General features: G+C 62.1%; 21 protein-coding genes. 12 read left to right on the top strand and 9 right to left on the bottom strand.

The annotated features are described in order from the left end of the window. Positions 1-238: 238 nt before the first annotated feature. Entirely contained in the window at positions 239-1,138 is a 900-nt protein-coding gene (gene folD, locus J2858_RS04650) for a bifunctional methylenetetrahydrofolate dehydrogenase/methenyltetrahydrofolate cyclohydrolase FolD (protein ID WP_210103539.1), read from the top strand. Between the two features lie 152 nt (positions 1,139-1,290). On the opposite strand, the gene J2858_RS04645 is transcribed toward folD, so the two are convergent. Both J2858_RS04645 and J2858_RS04640 read right to left on the bottom strand, forming a co-directional pair. Continuing rightward, complete coding sequence (locus J2858_RS04645) at positions 1,291-2,055, bottom strand: hypothetical protein (protein ID WP_210103538.1); 765 nt, start codon at positions 2,053-2,055, stop codon at positions 1,291-1,293. 100 nt (positions 2,056-2,155) lie between these two features. Further along, positions 2,156-3,181 carry a LacI family DNA-binding transcriptional regulator gene (locus J2858_RS04640; RefSeq protein WP_210103537.1) on the bottom strand — a complete coding sequence of 342 codons (1,026 nt, stop codon included), beginning with the start codon at positions 3,179-3,181 and terminating at the stop codon, positions 2,156-2,158. Positions 3,182-3,456: 275 nt separating this feature from the next. Between J2858_RS04640 and J2858_RS04635 the strand changes: the two genes are divergently transcribed. The 6 genes from J2858_RS04635 to J2858_RS04610 all read left to right on the top strand — a co-directional run bounded on the left by J2858_RS04635 (position 3,457) and on the right by J2858_RS04610 (position 10,512). Further along, positions 3,457-4,818, top strand: coding sequence for an ABC transporter substrate-binding protein (locus tag J2858_RS04635; RefSeq protein ID WP_210103536.1), 1,362 nt, complete (start codon positions 3,457-3,459; stop codon positions 4,816-4,818). A 106-nt stretch (positions 4,819-4,924) separates the two neighbouring features. Then, positions 4,925-5,938, top strand: a complete 1,014-nt coding sequence (locus tag J2858_RS04630; RefSeq protein ID WP_210103535.1) for a carbohydrate ABC transporter permease — start codon at positions 4,925-4,927, stop codon at positions 5,936-5,938. A gap of 1 nt (position 5,939) precedes the next feature. Continuing rightward, positions 5,940-7,103, top strand: a complete 1,164-nt coding sequence (locus J2858_RS04625; RefSeq protein WP_210103534.1) for a carbohydrate ABC transporter permease — start codon at positions 5,940-5,942, stop codon at positions 7,101-7,103. A gap of 27 nt (positions 7,104-7,130) precedes the next feature. After that, a complete protein-coding gene (locus J2858_RS04620; RefSeq protein ID WP_210103533.1) occupies positions 7,131-8,786 on the top strand; it encodes an alpha-glucosidase family protein in 1,656 nt (551 codons plus the stop codon). 24 nt (positions 8,787-8,810) lie between these two features. After that, positions 8,811-9,899, top strand: a complete 1,089-nt coding sequence (locus J2858_RS04615; protein WP_210103532.1) for an ABC transporter ATP-binding protein — start codon at positions 8,811-8,813, stop codon at positions 9,897-9,899. Between the two features lie 256 nt (positions 9,900-10,155). After that, positions 10,156-10,512: a hypothetical protein gene (locus J2858_RS04610; RefSeq protein ID WP_210104142.1), complete on the top strand. Its 357-nt coding sequence runs from the start codon at positions 10,156-10,158 to the stop codon at positions 10,510-10,512. A gap of 168 nt (positions 10,513-10,680) precedes the next feature. On the opposite strand, the gene J2858_RS04605 is transcribed toward J2858_RS04610, so the two are convergent. From J2858_RS04605 to J2858_RS04580, 6 genes are all read right to left on the bottom strand, one after another. Further along, positions 10,681-11,055 carry a VOC family protein gene (locus tag J2858_RS04605; protein ID WP_210103531.1) on the bottom strand — a complete coding sequence of 125 codons (375 nt, stop codon included), beginning with the start codon at positions 11,053-11,055 and terminating at the stop codon, positions 10,681-10,683. 131 nt (positions 11,056-11,186) lie between these two features. Next, the gene (gene edd / locus J2858_RS04600) at positions 11,187-13,007 is read right to left on the bottom strand and encodes a phosphogluconate dehydratase (protein WP_210103530.1); all 1,821 of its coding nucleotides are present in this window, start codon (positions 13,005-13,007) and stop codon (positions 11,187-11,189) included. Between the two features lie 104 nt (positions 13,008-13,111). After that, complete coding sequence (gene pgl / locus J2858_RS04595) at positions 13,112-13,810, bottom strand: 6-phosphogluconolactonase (protein WP_210103529.1); 699 nt, start codon at positions 13,808-13,810, stop codon at positions 13,112-13,114. A gap of 5 nt (positions 13,811-13,815) precedes the next feature. Beyond that, complete coding sequence (gene zwf / locus J2858_RS04590) at positions 13,816-15,288, bottom strand: glucose-6-phosphate dehydrogenase (protein WP_210103528.1); 1,473 nt, start codon at positions 15,286-15,288, stop codon at positions 13,816-13,818. Between the two features lie 207 nt (positions 15,289-15,495). Continuing rightward, complete coding sequence (locus tag J2858_RS04585) at positions 15,496-16,809, bottom strand: NAD(P)/FAD-dependent oxidoreductase (RefSeq protein ID WP_210103527.1); 1,314 nt, start codon at positions 16,807-16,809, stop codon at positions 15,496-15,498. Positions 16,810-16,818: 9 nt separating this feature from the next. Further along, positions 16,819-18,258 (bottom strand): glutamine synthetase family protein, encoded by a 1,440-nt coding sequence (locus tag J2858_RS04580; protein ID WP_210103526.1) that lies wholly within the window; start codon positions 18,256-18,258, stop codon positions 16,819-16,821. Between the two features lie 98 nt (positions 18,259-18,356). Here J2858_RS04580 and J2858_RS04575 point away from each other — a divergent pair, with 98 nt between their 5' ends. The 5 genes from J2858_RS04575 (at position 18,357) to J2858_RS04560 (ending at position 25,917) form a co-directional block, all read left to right on the top strand. Then, positions 18,357-19,589 carry an NAD(P)/FAD-dependent oxidoreductase gene (locus J2858_RS04575; protein ID WP_210103525.1) on the top strand — a complete coding sequence of 411 codons (1,233 nt, stop codon included), beginning with the start codon at positions 18,357-18,359 and terminating at the stop codon, positions 19,587-19,589. 182 nt (positions 19,590-19,771) lie between these two features. After that, a complete protein-coding gene (locus J2858_RS04570; RefSeq protein WP_210103524.1) occupies positions 19,772-22,306 on the top strand; it encodes a methyl-accepting chemotaxis protein in 2,535 nt (844 codons plus the stop codon). 331 nt (positions 22,307-22,637) lie between these two features. Beyond that, positions 22,638-22,766 carry a hypothetical protein gene (locus J2858_RS24225; protein ID WP_281067713.1) on the top strand — a complete coding sequence of 43 codons (129 nt, stop codon included), beginning with the start codon at positions 22,638-22,640 and terminating at the stop codon, positions 22,764-22,766. A gap of 208 nt (positions 22,767-22,974) precedes the next feature. Then, positions 22,975-24,804, top strand: a complete 1,830-nt coding sequence (locus J2858_RS04565) for a methyl-accepting chemotaxis protein (protein ID WP_210103523.1) — start codon at positions 22,975-22,977, stop codon at positions 24,802-24,804. A gap of 243 nt (positions 24,805-25,047) precedes the next feature. Next, positions 25,048-25,917 (top strand): LysR family transcriptional regulator, encoded by an 870-nt coding sequence (locus J2858_RS04560; RefSeq protein ID WP_210103522.1) that lies wholly within the window; start codon positions 25,048-25,050, stop codon positions 25,915-25,917. 48 nt (positions 25,918-25,965) lie between these two features. On the opposite strand, the gene J2858_RS04555 is transcribed toward J2858_RS04560, so the two are convergent. Beyond that, on the bottom strand, positions 25,966-26,202 hold the full coding sequence (locus J2858_RS04555) for an SMc00767 family acetate metabolism repressor (protein ID WP_210103521.1): 237 nt from the start codon (positions 26,200-26,202) through the stop codon (positions 25,966-25,968). Positions 26,203-26,245: the final 43 nt, after the last annotated feature.

Genomic DNA, 26,245 nt, shown 5'->3' with positions numbered 1-26,245 from the left:
GCGCCGGCCAGCCGACCGGCCGCTCCCCTTCCTCTTCTTCCCGCCGCTGCGGACCAGCGCCTGAAACGGCGCCAGGCACCATCTCCTCCTGTCGGCCAAAAGACGGGTCCATGCCCTTGCAATCGCCGTTTTGACAGCATAGGGCGTTTGGCGAACGAGCCGGCCGGGCTCGGCCTGCCGGCTATGGCCGTGGGGGCTGCGGCAGGCGTCGACCCGGACCCTTTGAGGAGACATGCGCGTGGCGAAGATCATCGATGGAAAACAGTCGGCAGCAGCCGTCACCGATCTCGTGACCCAGGCGGCGGCAAAGCTTGAGGCGGAGGTGGGCGTGAAGCCCGGTCTTGCCGTCGTCATCGTCGGCGATGATCCGGCAAGCCACGCCTATGTCGGCGCCAAGGGGCGCATGGCAAAGCAGTGCGGTTTCCATTCCATGCAGTTCACGCTCAACGAGGACACCACGCAGGAGGAGCTCGAGCAGCTTGTGGCCAAGCTCAATGCAGATCCTGCCGTGCATGGCATTCTGGTGCAGCTACCTCTGCCGGCCCACCTCAAATCAGAGCCGGTCATCCAGTCCATCCGCCCGGAAAAGGATGTCGATGGCCTGAACGTCGTCAATGCCGGCAAGGTGGCGAGCGGCGATCTCTCAAGCGGGCTGATTTCCTGCACCCCGGCCGGCGCCATGGTTCTGGTGCGCAACCAGCACGGCGACGATCTGTCCGGCCTCAACGCCGTCGTGATCGGCCGCTCCAACCTCTTCGGCAAGCCGATGGGCCTGCTGCTGCTCGCCGCCAATGCCACCGTTACCATGGCCCATTCGCGCACGAAGGATCTCGCCGCCGTCTGCCGGAACGCCGATATTCTGGTGGCGGCCGTTGGACGTGCCCGGATGGTGAGGGCCGATTGGGTGAAGCCCGGCGCCACCGTCATCGATGTCGGCATCAACCGCGTCGATGCGCCGGAAAAGGGCGAGGGCAAGACACGCCTTGTCGGCGATGTCGCCTTTGACGAAGCCCTCGATGTTGCCGGTGCCATCACGCCTGTGCCGGGCGGTGTCGGGCCGATGACGATCGCCATGCTGATGGCCAATACCGTGATTGCCGCCTGCCGCGCGCTTGGCCGTCCGGTCCCGACTTTGTGATTGCAGCCCTGCGTTTTTAGTTTGGTGCAAGAAAATATGCGTTGACCCCAAGGGTTGGAGCGCGGCAGCGGCTATCGAAAGATTGCTGTGGGCTTCAGAAGGTATCGCGATTTTTCAGATGCGCGTCGCCCTCTAGATGCTTGATCCTTCTGTCAGGTTTTGCGACTTCTTTTGGCTGGCAAAGTACCTTGCGCCCCAGGACCGCCTCTATTTGGTATCAAATCAATCAGAGTAGGCACCTCTGCCGTTATTGCAACCGGCTTGTTGTGACCCCCACCAAGCACCCCGGAAACCTCAATCTTCGCACGCGTGTTAGATCCGGGCGGAAGGTTTAGCTGTTGAGGATCCGTTCGCGCTATCTGCCAGAAGCGTTTTACATTTGGCGGAAGACCTCGATTTTCCCATCCATCGATCGCTACCCACTGAGCCAATCTGCCGTCTTGGTCTATCGGAATATGACTTTCCGCCTGCGCGTCACCGCCCACAATCTCTTTACCAACCAAAAGCTCAGGCATCGCTTGGAAATCAACTTCGCTTGTCCACTTCACCTTCTGGATGATAAAGGCGCGCCGGTTCCAATTAACGATTCTAAATCTGTACACTCCATAGTTATTATTGGTCCATATTTCGATTTCTGGCCGCTCGTCGCCAATTGAAAACATCGTCTGTCGCTTGAGTTCGCGAAGTTGAAGAATGACTGGTCCAAGTGCAATGAGTGTAACTACGCCAGCTACCCAGCCGCTCGACGCGGATATCCAGTCCCGAAGGCAGTTTTTCTCTTCCGTTGAACACAAAGTTGCAGACGCCATCGTCCAAAAATCTGTCGCTATGACAAGGCCGGTTATGCAGATTCCTGCGCCGACTAACATGCCCAAAGACATGCCCCAACCGAAGGAACGAAATAGTTCGTTTTTCATAGCTTTTCTGTTGTGCTCGCCACCCAGTTCTCGTCATCCCGAGAAGCAACAAGCAACATGTGGGGATGTCAAGTGAAGGAAGCTCTGCTGGGTATGAGGTTCACCCCGGTGCGCGGCCCGTCGAGGCGCGCACCACCAGTTCCGCCGTCCACAATTCGGCAATCGGCATGTCGGCATCCGGATTTGCCACCGCCGTGATCAGCCGCTCGGCAATGCGCCGGCCGGCGTCGCGCAGCGATGAGCCGGTCGTGGTGAGCGGCACGATGAAATTTTCCGGCTTCAGCAGCATCAGGTCGTCGTCATGGGCGATCAGGGAAATGTCGCGCCCGAGCACCAGTCCCGCCTGGTTGATGGCGCGCACGGCCCCGAGCGCCAGAACGGTGCTGGCACAGAGCACCGCCGTCGGGCGCACCTCGCCGCGCAGGATCGTCTCCATCTGCCGGTAGCCGCTGGCATCGGTCATCAGCGTGTTGCTGATGGCGGCCGGCGCAAGCCTCAATCCGCGCGCGGCCAGCGCCTTTTCCACTCCGATCTGGCGGCGGATGGCAAAATCCAGATCCGCCGGCCCGTTGATCAGCGCAAAGCGGCGATGGCCGAGATCCAGCAGAAGCTCGGTTGCCTCGCGAAAGGCCCGCTCGTTGTCCACATCCACGTAAGGGTAATCTTCGGCAAGGCCGAGCGAGCGGCCATGGACGATGAACGGTGTCGGCAGCGATTTCGCCATGGCGATGCGGCTGTCGCGCGGGCGCATATAGGCCAGATAATAGGCATCCACGCTGCCGCTCGAGACGAGGCCGCGAATCGCCTGCTCCTCCTCGTCCGGCTGGGAGGGCATGATGACGAAATGAAATTCGTGCGCCAGGCATTCATCCGCAAGGCCGCGCTGGAATTCAGCAAAATGGATGTCGGCCGACTGTTCCGACGCAATCGGCATGATGAGGCCGATGGAGCCGGCCTTGCCGGTGGCAAGCCGTCGCGCGGCGCGGTTGGGCCGGTAACCGGTCTCCTGAGCCGCCTTCAGCACGCGAAGCCGTGTCTGGGCATTCACCTCCGGATATCCGTTGAGGGCACGGCTGATCGTCGTCTGCGACAGGCCGAGCAATTCAGACAATTGTTTGAGGTTCACGACCCTTTAATTCTCCGTCCCAGGCGGCTGTCTCCCGCAAGCCGCGCTCAAAGCGCTTCGGACTGTATCAGTGCATCTATTTGGCGGAAACGCAAAACTGGACTTTTCTCACCTTTGCGCCAACTCAATACACAATTTGCGTATCTGATAGACATTTGAAAAACCCCCTTGACTTCGGGGCTGTGGCCATGGCTTCCTGCCACTCAAAGCGCTTTGGAGGCGTTTGGAAGGATCCGGGCAGGAAGACGATTCAATCGAAAAGGGAGGATTCCGACGTGAAATCAATATTACTGGCAGGCGTTGCTGTATTTTCGCTGGCTTTTACATCCGCTGTCGCTGCAGACTTGAAGTTTGCGCCGGGTAAGGACGCGAAGTTCAACTGGAAAAGCTATGAAGATTTTAAGGCCGCCCATGCCGACATCAAGGGGCAGGCACTGACCATCTTCGGTCCCTGGCGCGGCGACGACGAAATCCTGTTCAAGAGCGTGCTGGCCTATTTCAACGATGTGACCGGCGCCAATGCACAGTATTCCTCCTCGGAAAACTACGAGCAGCAGATCGTCATCGACACGCAGGCCGGATCGGCGCCCAATATCGCCATCCTGCCGCAGCCGGGCCTCCTGCAGGATCTGGCCTCCAAGGGTCTCCTTGCGCCGCTGAAGGCCGGCACGGCCGACTGGGTGAAGACCAACTACGGCGCCGGCGACAGCTGGGTGAAGCTTGGCACCTACAAGGGCAAGGACGGCAAGGACGCCTTCTTCGCCTTCCCCTACAAGGCCGACTTGAAGTCGCTGGTCTGGTACGTGCCGGAAAACTTCGAGGAAGCCGGCTACAAGGTGCCGAAGACGATGGAGGACCTGTTCAAGCTCTCCGACCAGATCGTCAAGGATGGCGGCACGCCCTGGTGCATCGGGCTCGGTTCGGGCGGTGCCACCGGCTGGCCGGCCACTGACTGGGTGGAAGACCTGATGCTGCGCATGAACACCGGCGACACCTATGACAAATGGGTCTCGAACGAGCTGAAGTTCAACGACCCGAAGGTCGTGAGCGTCATCGAGGAATTCGGCAAGTTTGCCAAGAACGAGAAGTACGTGTCGGGCGGCGTGGCCGCGGTTGCCTCGACCGACTTCCGCGACAGCCCGAAGGGCCTCTTCGGCATTCCGCCGAAATGCTACCTGCACCACCAGGCCTCCTTCATCCCGACCTTCTTCCCCGAAGGCACCAAGCTCGGCACAGATGCCGATTTCTTCTACATGCCGACCTATGCCTCCAAGCCTGAGCTTGGCACGCCGGTTCTGGGTGCCGGCACGCTGGTCGCCATTACCAAGGATTCTCCGGCCGCCCAGGCCTTTGTCGAATTCCTGAAGACGCCGATCGCCCATGAAGTGTGGATGGCCCAGTCCGGCTTCCTCACCCCTTACAAGGGCGTGAATGTCGAGGCCTATGCCAATGATGCGCTGAAGAAGCAGGGCGAGATCCTCTCCACCGCCACCACCTTCCGCTTCGACGGATCCGACCTGATGCCCGGCAAGATCGGTGCCGGCGCCTTCTGGACCGGCATGGTCGATTTCGTCGGCGGCAAGTCCGGCGAGCAGGTGGGCACCGACATCCAGAAGGCCTGGGACGGCCTGAAGTAATCGCCATCAAAGGCGCCGCCGTTCGAAAGGAACGGCGGCGTGCCTTGCCTGAAAACAATCAAGCGGCATCAAGCCGGGTCCAGGGCAGGACCGTCGAGGAGGGAACATGGCATCGCAGATCGTCTCGGCTGTCGGCGTAATGATCGTCGGCGTCTTTGCCTGCGCATTCTATTACTGGCTGTCCGACAAGCTGTTGAACCTTGCCCTGCCGGTGCGCGATGGCGATGTGATCGCGGCCTCACGCAATCTGAACCGCCGCGCCACGGTGCGCCCCTGGCTGTTTCTCGGCCCGGCGCTGCTGCTGCTGGCCGTCTATCTCGTCTATCCGGTGATCGCCACCTTCATCCTGTCCTTTTACGACCGCTCCGGCGTCAATTTTGTCGGCTTTGCCAATTACCGCTGGGCCTTCTTCGATGACGGTTTCCGCCAGTCGATCTTCAACAACATCCTCTGGCTTGCCGTTGTGCCGGCCGCCTGCACCTTCTTCGGCCTTGTCATCGCGGTGCTGACGGACCGCATCTGGTGGGGCAATATCGCCAAAAGCATCGTCTTCATGCCGATGGCGATTTCCTTCGTCGGCGCCTCCGTCATCTGGAAATTCATCTATGAATATCGCGGTGCTGGGCAGACGCAGATCGGGCTGCTGAACGCCATCGTCACCTTTTTCGGCGGCGATCCGGAAGTGTGGATCGCCATGCCCTTCTGGAACAATTTCTTCCTGATGGTGATCCTCATCTGGATCCAGACCGGTTTTGCCATGGTGATCCTGTCGGCGGCGCTGCGCGGCATTCCGGAGGAAACCATCGAGGCCGCCGTCATCGATGGCGCCAATGGCTGGCAGATCTTCTGGAAGATCATGGTGCCGCAGATCTGGGGCACGATCGCCGTCGTCTGGACCACCATCACCATTCTCGTCCTCAAGGTCTTCGACATCGTGCTGACCATGACCAATGGCCAGTGGAACACGATGGTGCTTGCCAACCTGATGTTCGACTGGATGTTCCGCGGCGGTGGCGACAGCGGCCGAAGTGCCGTCATCGCCCTCATCATCATGGCAGCCGTCACGCCGATCATGGTGTGGAACATCCGCCAGGCCAACCGCGAGCAGGGAGGTCACTGAGATGGCAAGCATTGCAAGCCGCATCCGTCGCGTCGGCCTTCCGCGCCTCATCGTGCATCTGTCCGTTCTTCTGATCGCCATCCTCTGGCTGGTGCCGACGCTCGGCATCCTGGTTACCTCCGTGCGCCAGAAGGACCAGATCACCACGTCCGGCTGGTGGACGGCCTTCAGCAGTTCGACGCAGACCAGCGCCGGGCGGCTCGGCGATCCGTCGACCGCACGCCAGGAAGGGGCCAATTACGTCATCACCGGCTCCGTCTTCGAAGGCGGGCAGGGGGGAACGGTCAGAGCTTTCGGCGTGCGCGTGCAGGAGCCTTCCGCCTTTCCGGCTGATAAGCCGGCCGACCTCGGCGATGGCGAGACGCTCACCGTCAAGCCCGATGGCAGTTATGTCTACTCGAAGAACGCGCCGTTCGAGGGATCGCGCGGCAAGCGCATCTATCTCTCGGTTGCGACACCGCCGGCCTTTACCTTCGACAATTATCGCACGGTGGTGAATGCGGAAGGCCTTGGCCAGTCCTTCATCAACTCGCTGACGGTGACGATCCCGGCGACGATCATCCCGATCCTGATTGCCGCCTTTGCCGCTTACGCGCTCTCCTGGATGCATTTTCCCGGCCGCACGCTGATCATTGCGCTGGTCGTCGGCCTCATCGTCGTGCCGCTGCAGATGTCGCTCATTCCGCTGCTGCGGCTCTATAACGAGGTCGGCAGTTTCTTCGGCACCTCCTCGAAGACCTATGCCGGCATCTGGCTTGCCCATACGGCCTTCGGCATGCCGCTCGCCGTCTATCTGCTGCGCAATTACATCGCCGGCCTGCCGAAGGAAATCATCGAAAGCGCCCGCGTCGACGGCGCGTCGGATTTCGAGATTTTTGTGAAGATCGTGCTACCGCTGTCTTTTCCGGCGCTGGCTTCCTTTGCCATCTTCCAGTTTCTCTGGGTGTGGAACGACCTTCTGATCGCCATCGTGTTCTTAGGGACCGGGCGCGACCAGCTGGTGCTGACGGGCAGCCTGAATGCCCTCCTGGGCTCGCGCGGCGGCAACTGGGAAATCCTCACGGCATCGGCCTTCATCACCATTATCGTGCCGCTTTTGGTGTTTTTCGCTCTTCAACGCTATCTGGTGCGCGGTCTTCTGGCGGGTTCCGTCAAGGGCGGCTGAGCACTTCTCTTTCAAGGTTATATTGCAATGACTGCACTTTCCCAGACGATCGAAACGCCGGATGCCGATTGGTGGCGCGGCGCGGTCATCTACCAGATCTATCCGCGCTCCTACCAGGATTCCAACGGCGATGGCGTCGGCGACCTGAAGGGGATTACCGCGCGCCTGCCGCATATTGCAGCGCTCGGTGCCGATGCGATCTGGATCTCGCCCTTCTTCCCGTCGCCGATGAAGGACTTTGGCTATGACGTCTCCAATTATGCCGACGTCGATCCCATGTTCGGCACGCTGTCGGAATTCGACGCGCTGATTGCCGAGGCCCATCGCCTGAAGATCAAGGTGATGATCGATCTCGTCATCTCCCACAGTTCCGACCAGCATGCCTGGTTCATCGAAAGCCGCTCCAGCCGCTTCAATCCGAAGGCTGACTGGTATGTGTGGGCAGACGCCAAGCCGGATGGCACGCCGCCGAACAACTGGCTGTCGATTTTCGGCGGGTCGGCCTGGGCCTGGGATCCGACCCGCATGCAGTATTACCTGCACAACTTCCTGACCTCGCAGCCGGACATGAACCTGCACAATGCCGAGGTGCAGGACGCGCTGCTGGATGTGGTGCGCTTCTGGCTGAAGCGCGGCGTTGATGGTTTCCGCCTCGACACGATCAACTTTTACTTCCACGACAAGGAGCTGCGCGACAACCCGGCGCTGGCGCCGGAACGGCGCAATGCGTCCACCGCGCCGGCCGTCAATCCGTATAATTTCCAGGAACACATCTACGACAAGAACCGTCCGGAAAACCTCGAATTCCTCAAGCGCTTCCGTGCCGTGCTGAACGAGTTTCCGGCGATTGCCGCCGTCGGCGAAGTGGGCGACAGCCAGCGCGGGCTGGAAATCGTCGGCGAATACACGTCCGGCGGCGACAAGATGCAGATGTGCTATGCCTTCGAATTCCTCGCCCCCGACATGCTGACGGCCGAACGGGTGGCCGAAGTGCAGCATGCCTTTGCCGCCGCGGCACCCGAGGGCTGGGCCTGCTGGGCCTTTTCGAACCATGACGTCGTGCGCCATGTCAGCCGCTGGGGCGCCGACGTGCATGACCGCGATGCCTTTGCCAAGCTGCTTGCCGCCATTCTTCTGACTCAGCGCGGTTCCGTCTGCATCTATCAGGGCGAGGAACTGGGTCTTACCGAGGCCGATATCGCCTATGGCGACCTGCAGGATCCCTATGGCATCCAGTTCTGGCCGGAATTCAAGGGCCGCGATGGCTGCCGCACGCCGATGGTGTGGGACGATCATGCGGTGCTGGCCGGCTTTTCCAGCGCCGAAAAGCCGTGGCTGCCGATCCCGGTCGAGCACCAGATCCGCGCGGTCAACGTGCAGCAGGGCGATCAGTCCTCGGTTCTGGAACAGTATCGCCGCTTCCTCGCCTTCCGCCGCCAGCACCCGGCCTTCGCCAAGGGCGAGATCCGCTTCCTGCCAGTCCATGGCAATCTGCTCGGCTATGAGCGAAGCCTCGGCAACGAGACGGTGCTCTGCCTCTTCAACATGAGCGCCGAGCCTGTCGCGGCCGACCTTCCGGAGGGCGACTGGACCGTGCTGGAGGGCCATGGCTTCGACAGCGTGGCCGAGGCCAACACCATAAACCTGCCGGCCTGGGGCGCCTTCTTCGCCCGCCGCGGCTGACACCAAGAAAAAGGGGAGAGACACATGGCCGGACTGGTTCTGAAGGATGTTCGCAAGGCCTATGGGCAGGTGAAGGTGCTGCATGGCATCGATCTCACCATCGCCCAGGGCGAATTCATCGTCTTTGTCGGACCGTCCGGCTGTGGAAAATCCACGCTGCTGCGCATGATCGCCGGCCTTGAGGAGATCACCTCCGGCGACATGCTGATCGATGGCCAGAAGGTCAACGAGGTGCCGCCCTCCAAGCGCGGCATCGCCATGGTCTTCCAGTCCTATGCGCTCTATCCGCACATGACGGTCTACGACAACATGGCGTTCGGCATGCGCATCGCCAAGGAAAGCAGCAAGGAGATCGACCGGCGCGTGCGCGCCGCCGCCGAAATCCTGCAGCTCACGCAATATCTGGAGCGCCTGCCGAAGGCGCTGTCGGGCGGCCAGCGCCAGCGCGTGGCCATCGGGCGCGCCATCTGCCGCGATCCGAAGGTGTTCCTGTTCGACGAGCCGCTGTCCAACCTTGATGCGGCGCTGCGCGTCGCCACCCGCATCGAGATCGCCAAGCTTAACGAGAGCATGCCCGACACGACGATGATCTATGTCACGCATGACCAGGTGGAGGCGATGACGCTGGCGGACCGGATCGTGGTTCTGTCTGCCGGCCGCATCGAACAGGTCGGTGCTCCGCTTGAACTTTATGAGCGGCCGAAGAACCTCTTCGTTGCAAAATTCATCGGCTCGCCGGCCATGAACATCATCCCGGCGACCATCAAGGAGACCGGCGAAAAGACCGGCATCGAGCTTCGTGGCGGCACCACCGTCTCGGTGCCGGTGGCAACGGCCTCATCGGAAAAGGGCAAGGCCGCAAGTTTCGGCATCCGCCCGGAAGACCTGACGGTGACGACGGGCGATGCCTATCTCTTCGAAGGAAAAGTTGCGATCGTGGAAGCGCTCGGCGAAGTGACGCTGCTCTACATCGACGGTCTTTCGGACGAAGAGCCGATCATTGCCAAGATCCCCGGCATCTTCAAGGCGGAGAAAGGTTCCGTGCTGCGCTTTACCGCGACAGAGGACAAGATGCATCTCTTCGATGCCGACGGCCAGACCTATCGCCGCTGACAGCCTGTCCGATAATCTCCTTCGGCGGGCTGCAAATGGCGCTTTCTCCGCTTCCGGTGCTGACGTCCGGAGAGGCTGCGCTCTGGCTGTGAGGACTATCAGATCGATCGTATCTGACAGGGCCGCGGATTCTGAAGCTATTCTTCATACGCTCTATTAAGCTTCCAGTTCTAAGCTCATCGCGTCCAGAAAGTTCATGTCCGAGGCCGCGATGACCGTTCACCCGAAAAACTACCTCAAACGGGAAGAGTCCTTCATGTATGATCGCGAGACGCGGTTTCGCATGGAAGACACGATGAACGCCGCACGCATCGAATATACCGAAAAGCACGTCATGCACATGGCGTCGCGCCGCTGCGACGTGGTGCGCATCTCCATGAGCGGCGCCGTGCTGGCGCTTCTGACGCAGTACAATTTGCCCAACGAGTTCGTGCTGGATATCCCCGACGCCCGCATCATGAAAGTGGGCTGCATCCTCATGCGCACCAACACCAACAACACGATCGACGTCCGTTTCCTGCGCCTGCTGACGCAGAAGGAACTCGACCGCATCTTTATCTTCTCGACGCATCCGGCGCATCGTGACAAGAAGCTGGATGTGAGGAGCTGGTGAGGGGCTGACCGGTTGACGTGGCTGCAGCTGGATTTCAGGGCAGCGCATTTCTCCGAGTTCATGCGCAGCCAGGGCTAATCCTGTTGCCAGCCTCACCGTCACCATTCTGCCTGAAGGCTTTGGAGCCTAACACCGCCTCGCCGGGGATGCAGGCCCCGCCCGGCCGGTTCATTTCGTCGGTTGCGAACGCGCGGAAAGTTTGTTGCCGTCAGGATCACGAAGATAGGCGACGAATGCGCCGTTGGGACGCTCCCTGGGCGGGCTCTCGATCGAGGTGCCGCCATGCATGACGCCGGCGTCGTGCCAGGCAAGGACATAGGCCGGACTTTGCGCGGCGATACCGATCGTTCCGCCGTTTGCCGCCGTCGCCGGCTTGCCGTCGATTGGCTTGGTGATCATCAGGCGGCCGCCCTCGTGGAGATAGATCAGCCTGCCGCGGGCATCCATCTCGCCGGGCTTGCCGCCCAAGGCCACGAAGGTGGCGTCGTAGAAGGCCCTGGATTTTTCCAGGTCGTTGCTGCCGATCATGACATGGGTGAACATGCGTCATCTCCTTGTCGACACCGGTGGTGCCGTTTCGACGGAACTCGACCGGCCGTCATCGACAGCCGGTCGCTGCAGCCTCGTGCCGGTTGGTCTTGCGACCCGTCACGCGTCCTGTCGTTCCTCGAGGATCACCCGAAAAACACGCTCGCGCCAGCGTCTGCCGGTCCCACATGGCGGCGGAAGGGGGCGAAGAGTTCGCGGCCCATTCCAAACTCGTTGTCGTCCAGATTGACGTCGGCCAGCGGGCGGGCGGCGAATTCGGTGGCATCGGCCAGAATTTCCAGCGTGCCGTTCACGGCGTCGAGGCGCACGATGTCACCGTCCTTGATCTTTGCGATCGCGCCGCCGTCTGAGGCTTCCGGCGTCACATGGATGGCGGCCGGCACCTTGCCCGACGCGCCGGACATGCGCCCGTCGGTGACGAGGGCCACCTTGAAGCCGCGATCCTGCAGCACGCCGAGCGGCGGCGTGAGGCGGTGAAGTTCCGGCATGCCGTTTGCCTTCGGACCCTGGAAGCGCACGACGGCGACGAAATCCCGGTTCAGCTCGCCGCGCTTGAAGGCGTCCTGCAGCTCCTGCTGGCCGTTGAAGACGATCGCCGGGGCCTCGATGACGTGGCGCTCCGGCTTGACGGCGGAAATCTTGATCACCGCCTTGCCGAGATTGCCGTGCAGCATTTTTAGCCCGCCATTCGACTGGAACGGCGTGTCGATGGTGGAGAGCACTTTTGGATCGCCGCTGACTTCCGGGCTTTTTTCGCGCACTACGGCGCCCTTTTCATCGAGCTTGGCCTCGACCGTATAGGCTTCCAGCCCTTGCCCGAACACGGTGCGCACATCGTCATGCACAAGGCCGGTCTTCAAGAGCTGCTTGATCAAAAAGCCCATGCCGCCGGCCGCGTGAAAATGGTTCACGTCGGCAAGGCCGTTCGGATAGACACGCGCGAGCAGCGGCACCACGTCCGACAGTTCGGAAATATCCTGCCAGGTCAGGTGGATGCCGGCCGCGCGCGCCATGGCAACGAGATGCAGCGTGTGATTGGTCGAGCCGCCGGTCGCATGCAGGCCAACGACGCCGTTGACGATGGAGCGCTCGTCGATCATTTCGCCGGCCGGCGTGAACTCGTTGCCGAGCGCGGTGATGGCGAGCGCCCGCTTCACGGCTTCCTTGGTCAGCGCCTCGCGAAGCGGCGTGCCGGGATTGACGAAGGAGGCGCCGGGCATGTGGAAGCCCATGATCTCCATCAGCATCTGGTTGGAATTGGCCGTGCCGTAGAATGTGCAGGTGCCGGGGCCGTGGTAGGATTTGGATTCAGCTTCCAGCAGTTCGGCGCGGCCGACCTTGCCTTCGGCGTAGAGCTGGCGGATGCGGGATTTTTCGTCGTTGGGCAGGCCGGAGGTCATCGGGCCGGCCGGAATGAAGATCGCCGGCAGGTGGCCGAACGTCAGCGCTGCAATGACGAGGCCGGGCACGATCTTGTCGCAGATGCCGAGATAGACGGCGGAATCGAACATGTTGTGGGAAAGGCCGATGCCGGCGGCCATGGCAATCGCATCGCGCGAGAACAGCGACAGCTCCATGCCCGGCTGGCCTTGCGTCACGCCATCGCACATGGCCGGCACGCCGCCTGCCACCTGCGCCACGCCGCCCGCCTCGCGCGCAGCATCGCGGATGATCTGCGGAAAGAGCTCATAGGGCTGGTGGGCGGACAGCATGTCGTTATAGGCGGTGATGATGCCGAGATTGGGAACGACGTCGCCGGCCAGCGCGTCCTTCTCGGCGGGGGAACAGACGGCAAAGCCATGGGCGAGGTTGCCGCAGGAGAGCGTGGAGCGGTGAACGCCCTTCGAAATCGCCTTCTGCACGCGGCCGAGATAGGCCTCGCGGTGCGGCTTTGATCGCTCGACTATGCGGGCGGTGATCGCTTCGATGCTCGAATGGGCAGCCATGGCCAATCTCCATAAATCGACGCGGCGGGCCGGGAGTGCCCGCCGGTTTTAAAGGTTTGCGTTGCAACCGGCGCCGCAGGCTGCAGCGCCGGTGCGGGCTCCGCTCAGGGGGCCCAGTAGATTTCGAGGTCGGATTGCGCCCGGTTCAGCACGGCGCGGATCGGCATGTCCAGCTCGTCTGAACCACTTTGCGCACGCGCCAGAACCTCCTTCTTCTGCTCGCCTTCGATATGCAGAATGAGAAGGCGCGCATTGGAAAGGCTTGTGAAGGTAAAGGTCAGGCGTTCTTCGCCGGCACCATCGGCATCCATGGTCATCACGCCGCGCGGCGTGTCTGCCGCAATGGCACGTTCCAGATGGTTGCCGCCTGGGAAGAACGAGGCGGTGTGCCCATCGGTTCCCATGCCGAGGATTGCCACATCGAAGGGATTGCCGATATCGGCCGTGCGGTCCGTGGCAATGGCGGCGGCCTGGAGGGCAGACGCCACGTCAGCATAGAGCGGCAGGAAGATCGCCGCTGCCGCCTTGTCCTTCAGAAGGTGGGTCGTAACCAGCAGATGGTTGGACCGCGGATTGTCCGCCGGCACGAAACGCTCGTCCACCAGCGTTACCGTCACCCGGTCCCAGGCGATATCGCGCGAAGACAGCGCCTCAAAGAAGCGCTTGGGCGTGGAGCCACCGGAGACGGCCAGCGAGGCGGAGCCGCGCGCGGCAATCGCCTGCGACAAGGCCATCGAGACGTCGATCGCCAGTTGCGCTGCCAGCGCCTCGGCATCGGCGAAGCTATGAAGATGTGCGCTCATCGGCATCAACCCTCGTGCCAGGTGCGGCCGTCACGCTCGATGAGCGCAATCGCCTGGCTCGGACCCCAGGTGCCGGCAGTATAGCCCTGCGCCAGCTGGCCGGTGGCTTCCCAGGCTTTGAGGATCGGATCCACCCATTTCCACGCCGCTTCCACTTCGTCGCGGCGCATGAACAGCGTCTGGTTGGAGCGGATGACGTCCATCAGAAGGCGCTCGTAGGCATCGGGATTGCGCACGTTGAAGGCCGCGGCAAAGCTCATGTCGAGCGAAACGTTGCGCAGGCGCATGCCGCCCGGGCCGGGGTCCTTGATCATCAGCGACTGCTTGACGCCTTCGTCCGGCTGCAGCCGGATGATCAGCTGGTTGGCCGAAATGCGGCCGGCGGCCGGATCGAAGATGTTGTGCGGGATCGGCTTGAAGGTGATGACGATTTCCGACATGCGGCTTGCCAGCCGCTTGCCGGTGCGGATGTAGAAGGGAACGCCCGCCCAGCGCCAGTTGTTGATCTCCGCCTTGATGGCGACAAAGGTCTCCGTGTTGGAGACGCCGCCTTCCAGCTCTTCCAGATAGCCCTTGACCGGGCCGCCGGCAGACGCACCGGCGCGGTACTGGCCGCGCACCGTCATCAGTTCGGCATTGGCCGCGGTGATCGGCTTCAGCGCGCGCAGCACCTTCAGCTTTTCGTCGCGCACGGCCTCCGAATCCATCGAGGACGGCACTTCCATGGCAACAAGGCAGAGAAGCTGAAGGATGTGGTTCTGCACCATGTCACGCAGGGCGCCGGCGGTATCGTAATAGCCGGCGCGGCCCTCAAGGCCGACGGATTCGGCCACCGTGATCTGCACGTGGTCGATATACTGGGCATTCCACAGGGGCTCGTAGAGCGCATTGGCAAAGCGCAGCGCCATCAGGTTCTGAACGGTTTCCTTGCCGAGATAATGGTCGATGCGGAAGATCTGCTCTTCCTTGAACGCCTTGCCGATATTGTCGTTGAGGTCGAGTGCCGAGGCAAGGTCGCGGCCGATCGGCTTTTCCACGACGATGCGGGTCGATTTGGTGATCAGCTTGTGGTCGCGGATCTTTTCGGAAATCGCCCCGAAAATAGCCGGCGAGACGGCCAGATAAAAGGCGCGAACGCGATCCTTGCCATCATCCAGCAGCTTTTTCAGCACATCCCAGCCGGTATCGGACTTGGCATCCACCGACACATAGAACAGGCGGGCCAGGAACTTTGCCACTTCGGCATCGTCATATTCGCCTTCCTTCAGGAATTCCTTCAGGGCGTCGCGGGCGAAGGTGCGAAATTCCTCATGGGTCAGCGCGCTGCGCGAGGCGCCGATGATGCGGGTCGGTTCGGTAAACTGGCCTTCGATCTGGCGGTGGTAGAGGGCCGGAAGCAGCTTGCGCTCAGCAAGGTCGCCGGTGCCGCCGAAGACGACATAGTCAAAGGGTTCCACGGGGATGATCTGGCTGCTCATGCCTTGCACTTTCTAAGTCTCGAGGTTGTCGATTTCATAATCTAATCGATTTAAAAATGCCAGCCCGGTTCGACGATTTTGTCACGGGCGACGCCGTTTCTGCTTTCGTTGCGTGGCACCCCCTCATGGTGAGGAGGGGGCTGCCACTCGATAATATCGGCCTGCATTCCGTCTGTTCCTAGTGCCGGCCCTTCTACGGGACGGCCTTTAAAATCTGTCCCGCAGCGCAAACCAGGTCAGCGCCAGAAACAGAAGCGGCCCACGAAAACGTGCACCGCCTGGAAAGGGCGGAACCTGAAGGTCGGTCAGGAGATCCAGTTCGCTGGAATTGCCGGCCACCAGGTCAGCATACATCTTACCGGCATAGTTTGACAGCATGACGCCGTGGCCGGAATATCCGGCGACCGAGGTCACGCCCGGCATGACCTCGCGCGCAAACGGCTTTCGCGTCAGCGTGATGCCGACCGAGCCGCCCCAGGCATGGGTCATGTCGATGTTCTTCAGCTCCGGGTAAAGCTCGGCGATCTGCTTGCGGATATGGCGCGAAATGTCGCGGGGGCTGTCGGCGGTATAGGCTTCGCGGCCGCCAAACAGCAGGCGCCCGTCAATGCTCTTGCGGAAATAGCGCACGACGAAGCGGCTGTCGGCGACGGCCTCGTTGCCGGGAATGACGTGCGGAAAATCGTCAAGCGGCACGGTGGCGCCGATAAAGGAGCGGATCGGCATGACATGGGCTGCCGTCTCGCGCTCCAGATTGCCGATATAGGCGTTGGTGGCAATCAGCACCCGGTCGGCGGTGATGCGCCCGGCCGGCGTCTCGATCAGCGTCTTGCCGCCGCTTTGCGTGATGCTCGAGGCCCGCGTCATCTCGCAGATCCGCGCGCCGGCCTGCGCTGCCGCGCGGGCAAGCCCCACCAGCAGTTTCAGCGGGTGGATATGGCCCGTGCCGGTATCGCGCACGCCGTAGTGATAGGCCGAGGAGCCAAGCCGGGCCGCCGTTTCCTCGCGGTCCATGAATGTCACATGCGGATAATCATAGCGGGTCGCCAGGAGTTCGGCGGAGCGCCGGTAGGCATCCTCATGGCCTTTCTTGTGCGACACGTTCATCTGGCCCGGCTGAAAATCCATGTCGATGCCATGGGTTTCGGCAAAATCGAGAAGATAGCGCTTGGCATTCTCCGCCAGATCGAACAAGGCGCGGGAGCGTTCATAGCCCAGTTCCGGCTCAAGCTCGTCCGGCCAGGCGCGTTGCCCGCTTCCGAGCTGCCCGCCATTGCGCCCGGAGGCGCCGTCGCCGAAGCGGCCCCCTTCGATGAGGAGAACGTCGACGCCGCGCTTGGCAAGGTTATAGGCCGCCTGCAGGCCGGTGAAGCCGCCTCCGATGATGGCGACATCCGTGCGGGTCGAACCGTCGAGCGCCGCATAGGCCGGGCGTTCGACAATCGTGTCCTGATACCAGGAGAGGCCGGGTGCGATCGGGCTTTGCCATGTGTCGCGCATGCTGTTCTCAGTGCCGTTCATGCGGCCACCTTACACGTTGAGCAGCAGGAATTCACGCTCCCAGGGGCTGATCACCTGCATGAAGGTTTCAAACTCCCCGCGCTTGACGCCCGCATAGATGCCGATGAACTCGCGCCCGAAGACCTCTTCGAAGGCCGGCTCCCCCTCCAGAAGGGCGACGGCTTCCAGAAGTCCGCGCGGCAGTTCGATGGAGCCTTCGTTGGCCGTATCATAGGTCGGCTCGGTCGGCTCGATCTCGCGCATGATGCCGAGCAGGCCGCAGCCGAGCGAGGCGGCAAGCGCCAGATAGGGGTTGGCATCGGAACTGGGCAGGCGGTTTTCGACGCGCCGCGCCGCCGCGTCCGAAATCGGCACGCGAAACGCCGTGGTGCGGTTGTCATAGCCCCAGGCATTGTTGACCGGGCAGGCCATGTCCGGCGTCAGCCGCCGGTAGGAATTGACGTAGGGTGCCAGCATTGCCAGCGCGCTCGGCACATATTTCTGCATGCCGCCGATGAAGTGGAAGAAGGCGCGCGAGGGAGAGCCATCCTCGTTGGAGAAGATGTTGCGGCCCGTCTTGGTGTCCACCACCGACTGGTGGATGTGCATGGCAGAACCCGGCTGGCCCTGCATCGGCTTTGCCATGAAGGTGGCATAGATGCCGTGCTTCAGGGCTGCCTCGCGAATGGTGCGCTTGAACAGGAAGACCTGATCGGCCAGCTGCACCGGATCGCCGTGGCGCAGGTTGATTTCCAGCTGCGCCGGGCCTTCCTCGTGGATCAGCGTGTCGATCTCCAGACCCTGCTTTTCCGAAAAATGATAGATGTCGTCGATCAGTTCGTCGAACTCGTTGATGCCAGCAATCGAATAGCCCTGACCGCCCGAGATCGCCCGGCCGGAACGGCCTTTCGGCGGATGCAGCGGATAATCCGGATCCTCGTTGATCGCGACGAGATAGAATTCGATCTCGGGTGCGACGACCGCCTTCCAGCCCCTGTCGGCGTAAAGCTGCATGACGTTTTTCAGCACATTGCGCGGGGTATAGGGTACTGCCTCGCCCTCGGTGCCGACGATATCGCAGATCACCTGCGCTGTCGGATCGCTTTCCCAGGGCACGACCGAAAGGGTGGACAGATCCGGCACGAGCTTGATGTCGCTGTCGCGGGAATCATAGCGGAAGTTTGCCGTCTCGTCCGGATATTCGCCGGAGATCGTGTGGCGATAGAGCGCCGACGGCAGGGCGAGCGAGGTGTTGGAGGTGAATTTCGAGGTCGGCATCATCTTGCCGCGCGGAACGCCTGCCAGATCCGGCGTGATGCATTCGACGTCCTCGATACCGCGTGCCTTCAGCCATGCGGCGGCCTCTCGCCAGTTCTCCACGCCACGCAGCGAGGTGAGGGTGGGATGGGCTGCGGCAGCCTTGCGCACGCTTCCGGGTGCTGGGGCAGACGGCTTTTTCTTGGGCGGCATAGGTCACCGTTTCTCGTTGACGATACCCCTATCATAGCGGGAACACGCCAATTGGCGAGGGGGGATAGCACGCGGCACCAATTGACATTGCCGCCCCGATGCCAAAGAGGAAGGGGGATTGTCAGGCAGGGGCAGGCGCGGTGAAACGCAAATATGATGTGGTGGTGCTCGGCGCTGGTGCGGCCGGCATGATGTGCGCGCTGCGCGCCGGTGGCCTTGGCCGCTCCGTGCTCGTGCTCGACCATGCCAAGGCGCCGGGCGAAAAGATCCGCATCTCCGGCGGCGGCCGCTGCAATTTCACCAACCTGCATGCAGGCCCTGCCAATTACATTTCCGCCAACCGGCATTTCGCTAAATCGGCCCTTGCCCGCTATACGCCGCGCGATTTCCTGGCGCTTGTCGAAAAGCACCGCATTTCCTGGCACGAAAAGACGCTCGGCCAGTTGTTCTGCGATGACAGCGCCCGCGACATCGTGCGCCTTCTGCTCGATGAAATGCGCGCGGCAAACGTGACACTGGAGCTGCAGCAGACGCTTGGCGGGGTTGAAAAGACCGAAAGCGGCTTTCGCATCCTTGTCGATGGCTCAACGGTGGAGGCGGCGGCACTGGTGGTGGCGACCGGCGGGAAATCCATCCCGAAAATGGGGGCGACCGGCCTTGCCTATCGCATCGCCGAGCAATTCGACCTGCCGCTTGTCGAGACACGGCCGGGGCTTGTGCCGCTGACGCTTGATCCGCTGCTGTTGCAGAAGCTGTCCACGCTCTCCGGTGTCTCGGTGGAGGCGGAGGTCCGCCACGGCAAGACTGCCTTTCGCGAATCGCTGCTCTTTACCCATCGGGGCCTCAGCGGTCCCGCGATCCTGCAGATCTCCTCCTACTGGCGCGAAGGCGAGGAGGTGCAGTTGCGGCTGGAGCCCGACATCGACGTGCTGGAGCGGCTGAAGGCGGCGCGCAAGGCCAATGGCCGCCAGGCCTTGCAGACGGCGCTCGGCGAAATCCTGCCGCGACGTCTGGCGCAGTTTTTTGCAGACGAGATGAACCTTTCCGGCGCCATGGCCGACCAGTCGGATCGCCAGCTGTCGGCGGTTGCCGCAGCCGTGCAGGCCTGGGTGTTGAAGCCGGCCGGGTCGGAGGGCTATCGCACGGCCGAAGTCACGATCGGCGGTATCGATACGGCGGCGCTTGATTCGCGCACCATGCAGGCAAAGGCCGTTCCCGGCCTTTATTTTATCGGCGAATGCGTCGATGTCACCGGCTGGCTCGGCGGCTATAATTTCCAGTGGGCCTGGGCGTCCGGTCATGTCTGCGGCGAGGCACTGGGCGGGGTCTGATGACCCGGCCCGAACACGGTTTTGCGCGTGTCGGACGCATCATATGCATATAGTCGAAAATACAACCCTAAGATTTGAACACCATTCTTCAGCAATTGTTTAATCGCCACTGGCAAAACAGGACAGACCCTCGGATTTGAGGGCATTCCGTATTCTGATCCTAATATTTCAGAGGTTTTCCCATGGTCGTCGATCGGCTGCTTGCGCGCTTCAAGATCCAGACAAAGGTTGTCGCGTTCATCGTCCCCTTTGTGCTCAGTATCTCGGCGGTGGGGCTGTCGGGCCTCTATGCGTCCAGTCTTCTGCAGACGCGCATGGACATGTCGAACACGGTCATGCAGTCGCTGAGTGGCTTCAAGCAAGTCTATTCCGGCATGAGCACCTTTCTGAAGCGCCCGAGCGAGGAGAGCCGCGTGGCGCTCACCACGCAGATCTCGGCCCAGGCGGATCTTCTGAAGGCGGTGCGCAGCAGCGCCCAAAGCGACGATGGCAGCAGCGAGATCGACGGGGCCATCAGCGGCACGGATGCCATCAGCGCTGAGATCGATCAGTCATGGTCGCGCTACCAGGAGGAAGTGGCCGTGCGCGCCGGCATCGACCAGGACCTGGAGGCGATCGCCAAGCACCAGGCGGATATCCTGACCTATGCGATCGGCACCCGCGATAATCTGGCGCAGGACGAAACGAAGGCCAAGGCCCTGCTGCGTGATGCGGAAAAGCTGGTGCGCGGGGCAGGCGTGCTGGCCAAACTGGTTGCCGATCTGAACGCCGAGGTCACGCCGGAGCGGAAAATGGCGGTCGTCAAGGCCCAGATCGGCGCACTGACGGCTGCCGTCTCGCAGATCACCGCCGTCCTTCCGCTCGAGCAGAAGGTGCTGGCCGATGATCTCACCGGTGGTGTGCAGCAGTTGGCGCAGCAGCTGGAAACCGGTGTCGTCGACGACACGACGATCACGGCCGTGGAGCGCGCGATCAATCTGATGCGGCCGGCTTCCATCCGCCTGCAGGGTGCGGCAACCGTGAAGTCTCGTCAGGCAACGGAAGTGTTCGGTGCGCTCGATCAGCCGATTGCTGCGGCAACGAATTTTCTGAATGCCGCCCGCCAGGTTCTGGATGCCGTCAAGGTGCTGGAACTGAAGACGATCCGCTATGTGGCGGCACCGGACGCCGGCAGGCTGAACGAGCTTCAGGGCGCGCTGATGTCGCTCGATGTCTCGGCCGGCACAATGGAGGCGGACAAGAGCTTTCCGCAGGAGGCCCGCAGCCGTGCTGCCGCTATCCTGCCGATCATCGTCACGCTCGAAAACCGGTCCACCGCGCTTCTCGATCTGTCGAAGAAGCGGCTCGACGCATTTTCCGCCGCCGAGCAGGATATCGACCGGATCTGGAACAACCTGACGCAGTTTGCCGCTCACCAGCGCGATGCGGCCGGTGCCGAGCGCGAAAAGGCCAACCAGATTTCCGCGGGCGCCATGGCACTCGGCATCCTGGTGGCAATCTTTGCCGGCATCGGCCTTGTCCTGACCTTCAAGGGGCCGATCCTGCAGATTGCCGCGGCCATGCGCCGGCTGGCGTCCGGCGATCTCGACACCGATATCGCCGGCGAAGCCCGCCATGACGAGATCGGCGACATGGCGCGCGCGCTCGGCATCTTCAAGGAAAATGCCCGCGAGAAGGTGCGCATCGAGGCGCAGGCGGAAGAGGAGCGTGGCGCCGCCGAGGCCGAGCGGGTGCGCAACGAGGAGGAGAAGCAGGCGATCGACCGGCAGATCCAGTTTGCCGTCTCAACGCTTGCCCAGGGTCTCGAGCGATTGGCCGCCGGCGATGTCTCGACCACCATCGACACACCCTTTGTCGGGCGCCTCGAACAGCTGCGGACCGATTTCAACCGGTCGATGACGCATCTCCAGGACACGATTTCGCTGATCAAGGGCAATGTGGTGGCCATCCAGAGCAATGTTCGCCAGATGGCGCAATCGACCGACGACCTGTCGCGGCGCACCGAAACCCAGGCGGCATCGCTCGAAGAGACGGCTGCGGCCGTGAGCGAGGTGACGGTGAATGTGCGTGCGGCGGCCGACAAGGCGCGTGAAGCCAACACCATCGTTGGCGAAACCCGCCGCAGCGCCGATGGATCGCTGGTGGTGGTCGGCAATGCCGTTTCGGCCATGCAGCGCATCGAAGGGGCCTCGCAGAAGATCTCCCAGATCACCGAGGTGATCGATTCCATCGCCTTCCAGACCAATCTTCTGGCGCTGAATGCCGGCGTCGAGGCCGCCCGAGCCGGCGATGCCGGCAAGGGCTTTGCGGTGGTTGCCCAGGAAGTGCGCGAGCTTGCCCAGCGCTGCGCAAGTGCCGCCAAGGAGATCAAGAGCCTGATCACCGTTTCGGCCGAAGAGGTCGCCACCGGTTCGCGCCTGGTGAAACAGACCGGTGAGGCGCTGGCGGCCATGGGGCAGCAGATTTCCAGCATCAGCCGCCATGTCGAGGATATCGCCACGGCGTCGCGCGACCAGTCCTCGGCGCTTCACGAGGTGAACGGTGCCGTTGGCCAGATGGACCAGCTGACCCAGCAGAATGCCGCCATGGTGGAGGAAACCAGCGCCGCAAGCCGCCAGCTGGCCGAAGAAGCAGACCAGCTGGTCACTCTGCTTGAAGAGTTCCAGGTCGATCGGCCGGAAGCAGCGGCCATGCAGCCGGTGCTGAGCGCCGCCTGAGCGGCCCCACCGACACTTGGTATGACGTGTGCCATGAAACCGGTCGCGTTGCCGGCTCCTTTACCACGACGCGACCGTGCTTTCAGTTTCATGCAAGGATCGAGTGTTTTATTCAAGACTTCTTAAGTGACCTGCCGCATCCTTTGAAACAACGAACCGGTTCTCGAAGCCCTTAAGGTGGAAGAGCCGGTGCGGGTGACGGGATGTTGTCGCAGCCATGGCGTGTCTTTCTGCCGGCCGTGCCGCAATGCGTCCACAGTTCTGGCGGATGAAAGACCGTCGCGCCTGTCTGTCGTTTCGCGATGGAAAACCTGTTTTTGGGGATCGTACCATGCATAAGAACCGCGCGCGTGCCATTGCCATTGCCGAAGCCCGCAACAAGGCCAGCCTTGCGCTGAGCCTGTTTGCACTTGCCGTTTGCGCCACGGCAGCCTTCCTGTCGCTGCCCGGCATCTTCTGATCCGCCGGCGTCTCCCTTCAGGGGGCCATCGGGTTTCGCAAGCGTTTGCCGCAACAGCATGCGCGCGCATGAGATTGCGACCTGGGGTGGGATGGAGCCTGGTCTTTCCCGTTATATTTGACGAAGCGCAAATTCAGTTCTCCTTTACTTAAACGGGTTATTCTTCCTGAACCGAGTTATCGGTCGGTTTCACGAAGGGGCCCGCCTTATGTCCAAATTTTTCCCCGCGTCTGTCACGTCGCGCATTCTCGTTCTGTGTCTTTCGCTCGTGGTGGTGGCCGTTGCTGCCGTCGCCGGCATGACCTATGCCTATTTGCGCTCCGACATCCTGCAGAAGACGGCAGTCGATGCCCGCGCGGCGATGCGCGCCATGGCCACTCTCTATGACGTGTCGGTGGAAGGATCCGAGATCCAGCTGACCGATGGAACGGTGACGGGTGTGCGCCAGCAGGGTCCTCTGCAATTGCCGGATCACACGCTGGTCGACCGCACTGCCCAGACCATTTCCGGTGTCGCCACCGTCTTCCAGAAACAGGGCAGTGATTTCACCCGCATTTCCACCAATGTGAAGAACGAGAAGGGCGAGCGCGCGATCGGCACGAAGCTTGCGGCAGACCATCCGGCGCAGGCCTATCTGGCGCGCGGCGAGGCCTATTACGGACCCGCCGTGCTGTTTGGCCGCAACTTCATCACCGGCTATTTCCCGGTGAAGGATGCGGCGGGCGCCGTCACCGGCGTGCTTTTCATCGGCATTCCGCTTGAAGTCTATTTTGCGCAGATCGCCTCATCCGGCGAAGTGATGGTGGTGACGGGTCTGATTGCGATTGCGGTGGTCGGTCTGGTGGGCCTGCTGATGATCCGCCGGCTGGTTCAGCCGCTGACGGTGCTCACCGGCACGGTGCTGAAGATCGCCGCCGGCGAGGATGTTGCGGTTCCCTATGCCGACCGGCCCAATGAATTCGGCAATATTGCCCGCGCGCTCGATATCTTCCGCAGCAATGCCCGCGAAAAGCAGGCGACGGAGGAACGCGCCGCGCGCGAGCGCGCCGCAGCCGATCAGGATCGCCGCCGCAACGACAAGGAAAAGCAGGAAACGGACCAGCAGATCGATCTGGCTGTCTCGGAACTCGCCGTTGCGCTTACGCGCCTGTCGCAGGGCGATCTGTCGCGCCTCATCGACACGCCGTTTTCCGGGCGTCTCGAACAGTTGCGTTTGGATTTCAACAGCTCCATCGCCAATCTTCGCGACACGATGAGCCGCATCCGCCACAGCACGCTGTCGATCCAGAAGGGCACGGCGGAACTCAGCGCCTCGTCCGACGATCTGGCGCGCCGGACGGAGACGCAGGCCGCCTCGCTGGAGGAAACCGCAGCGGCCGTCGATGAAATCACGGTGACGGTCACCAATTCGGCCGCCCGTGCCCGTGAGGCAGACCAGGCGGTTTCCACCACGCGCAAGACCGCCGACAGTTCCTCCACCGTTGTCTCCAGCGCCGTAGATGCCATGGGCCGCATCGAGGAGGCCTCGCAGAAGATCGAGCTGATCATCGAGGTGATCGACGACATCGCCTTCCAGACCAATCTTCTGGCGCTCAATGCAGGCATCGAGGCGGCCCGCGCCGGTGAGGCCGGCAAGGGCTTTGCGGTGGTGGCGCAGGAAGTGCGCGAACTTGCGCAACGTTCGGCAAGTGCTGCCCGCGAAATCAAGGATCTGATCAACCAGTCGAGCGACGAGGTGCGCAACGGGTCCGAACTGGTGCAGCAGGCCGGCAAGGTACTGGCTGCCATCAGCGAACAGATTTCCGGCGCCAGCCGCCATGTGGAATCGATTGCCACCGCAAGCCAGGACCAGTCCTTGGCGCTGAAGGAAATCAACGGCACCGTCAACAAGATGGATCAGCTGACCCAGCAGAACGGTGCGATGGTGGCTGAAACCAGCCAGGCCAGCGCCAGACTTGCCACCGAGGCAGAGGTGCTGATGCAACTCGTCGAACAGTTCCGCATCGATATGGGGCAGGGCGCGCGGCGGGCGGCGTGAGATCATCGCATGACTGTTGATGAAGGGTGGCATCCGCCGTGCCACCCTTTTTCCATCTGCGCCACGGATGCGCATGGCGTCGGTAGAACTCGTCCTCCGTCTGGGGGCGGGCAGAAGCCACCTTGGCAAGGCTAAGGAGACCGATGAGGTCGTGCATGGATCACTCCTTCCTGAAAAGTGATCCCTTTCTAGCGGTCACGCAGTGGTTTCCGAACCTGCGGAAAACGGCTATGCTTTTCACCCATGAAAAACATCAGCTGGGATAGTTACGCACTTTTTCTGCATGTCGCACGCGGCGGTGGCCTGTCGGGAGCTTCTGCCGCAACGGGTCTCAGCCCGGCGACACTTGGCCGTCGCATGCTGGATCTGGAAGCAGAGATTGGCCGTGCGCTTTTCATCCGTAGTCGTACGGGATACCGCTTGACGGCGGATGGCGAAATGCTGCTCTCCCAGTGCCAGGAGATGGAGGGAACCGCGCGGCGCATTGCCGGGTGGAGCGCGGACGACACCGGCAAGCCACTCATCCGCCTTGCATGCGGCACCTGGATGGCGTGGCATCTGATGCGTCACTGGGGCCGGCTCTGTGGCCCGCTCGACCGGTTTCGTCTGGATATCTTCATCGCGGAACGACGCGCCAGCCTCGCCTACCGGGAAAGCGATATCGGCCTGCGATCGTTCGAACCTGAAGAGACCTATCTTGCAACGGCAAGGCTCGGGCATGTCGCCTATGCCGCATACCGCGCGCGCCATGTCGCGCCATCTGCCGACGAAGGATGGATTGCCGTCGGGCAGGACGACGCGATTTCGGCCTATCTGCTGTATCCGCATGAGCGGCATGCGAAGCGGATCGCCGTTCTGGTCAACCGACCGCGCTCCTTGCTGGATCTGGCCAGCGCCGGCGCGGGAATTGCGGTGTTGCCCTGCTTTGTCGGCGATCAGGTGCCGGACCTTGTTCGGGTCGGCGAGCCGATCGACGCGCTTCGCCAGGGCCAGTGGATCGTCATGAACAATGACGACCGCCACCGGCGCGACATCCGCCTGGTCGTCGACCGGATGACCGCGCTTGTGAGAGACGGGGAAAAGCTGTTCAGCGGAATGCTGGCGCAACCTTAGGCCGCGGCGGGTCGGGGACCTGCGATCCGCCGCGGCTGGCGCTCGACCTCACCGTGGCGACGCCACGATGACCGGGATCATCAGGTCGCCCCAGTTGCCCTCGCCGCCGTGGTGGCGGGCGGAGCGGACGAGTTCGACGGAAACGCCCGCCTCGACCGCCTTCATCACGGCATGGTTCAGCCGGTGCAGGTCATTGGCCAGCATGCGGATGGCCGACTGCTGTTCGCTGGTCATGGTGGTCGATTGTTCTTCGGCGCGTTCCTTGACGCGGGTCTGGACGTTCATGGCATTTCTCCTCTTGGTTTCAGGGGTTCTTGATGGGTGCAGA

The sequence above is a fragment of the Neorhizobium galegae genome, from assembly GCF_017877135.1.
In the GTDB taxonomy this organism is placed as follows: domain Bacteria; phylum Pseudomonadota; class Alphaproteobacteria; order Rhizobiales; family Rhizobiaceae; genus Neorhizobium; species Neorhizobium galegae_A.
Note: the sequence above shows the minus strand (reverse complement) of the source record. Positions and strands in the feature narration are given on the sequence as shown.

Coding starts and splice junctions, on each gene's coding strand:
- J2858_RS04645 (WP_210103538.1), bottom strand. CDS start 2,055: ATGAAAAACGAACTATTTCGTTCCTTCGGTTGGGGCATGTCTTTGGGC.
- J2858_RS04630 (WP_210103535.1), top strand. CDS start 4,925: ATGGCATCGCAGATCGTCTCGGCTGTCGGCGTAATGATCGTCGGCGTC.
- J2858_RS04625 (WP_210103534.1), top strand. CDS start 5,940: ATGGCAAGCATTGCAAGCCGCATCCGTCGCGTCGGCCTTCCGCGCCTC.
- J2858_RS04620 (WP_210103533.1), top strand. CDS start 7,131: ATGACTGCACTTTCCCAGACGATCGAAACGCCGGATGCCGATTGGTGG.
- J2858_RS04615 (WP_210103532.1), top strand. CDS start 8,811: ATGGCCGGACTGGTTCTGAAGGATGTTCGCAAGGCCTATGGGCAGGTG.
- J2858_RS04610 (WP_210104142.1), top strand. CDS start 10,156: ATGTATGATCGCGAGACGCGGTTTCGCATGGAAGACACGATGAACGCC.
- J2858_RS04605 (WP_210103531.1), bottom strand. CDS start 11,055: ATGTTCACCCATGTCATGATCGGCAGCAACGACCTGGAAAAATCCAGG.
- edd (WP_210103530.1), bottom strand. CDS start 13,007: ATGGCTGCCCATTCGAGCATCGAAGCGATCACCGCCCGCATAGTCGAG.
- pgl (WP_210103529.1), bottom strand. CDS start 13,810: ATGAGCGCACATCTTCATAGCTTCGCCGATGCCGAGGCGCTGGCAGCG.
- zwf (WP_210103528.1), bottom strand. CDS start 15,288: ATGAGCAGCCAGATCATCCCCGTGGAACCCTTTGACTATGTCGTCTTC.
- J2858_RS04585 (WP_210103527.1), bottom strand. CDS start 16,809: ATGAACGGCACTGAGAACAGCATGCGCGACACATGGCAAAGCCCGATC.
- J2858_RS04580 (WP_210103526.1), bottom strand. CDS start 18,258: ATGCCGCCCAAGAAAAAGCCGTCTGCCCCAGCACCCGGAAGCGTGCGC.
- J2858_RS04575 (WP_210103525.1), top strand. CDS start 18,357: ATGCCAAAGAGGAAGGGGGATTGTCAGGCAGGGGCAGGCGCGGTGAAA.
- J2858_RS04570 (WP_210103524.1), top strand. CDS start 19,772: ATGGTCGTCGATCGGCTGCTTGCGCGCTTCAAGATCCAGACAAAGGTT.
- J2858_RS24225 (WP_281067713.1), top strand. CDS start 22,638: ATGCATAAGAACCGCGCGCGTGCCATTGCCATTGCCGAAGCCCGCAAC.
- J2858_RS04565 (WP_210103523.1), top strand. CDS start 22,975: ATGTCCAAATTTTTCCCCGCGTCTGTCACGTCGCGCATTCTCGTTCTG.
- J2858_RS04560 (WP_210103522.1), top strand. CDS start 25,048: ATGAAAAACATCAGCTGGGATAGTTACGCACTTTTTCTGCATGTCGCA.
- J2858_RS04555 (WP_210103521.1), bottom strand. CDS start 26,202: ATGAACGTCCAGACCCGCGTCAAGGAACGCGCCGAAGAACAATCGACC.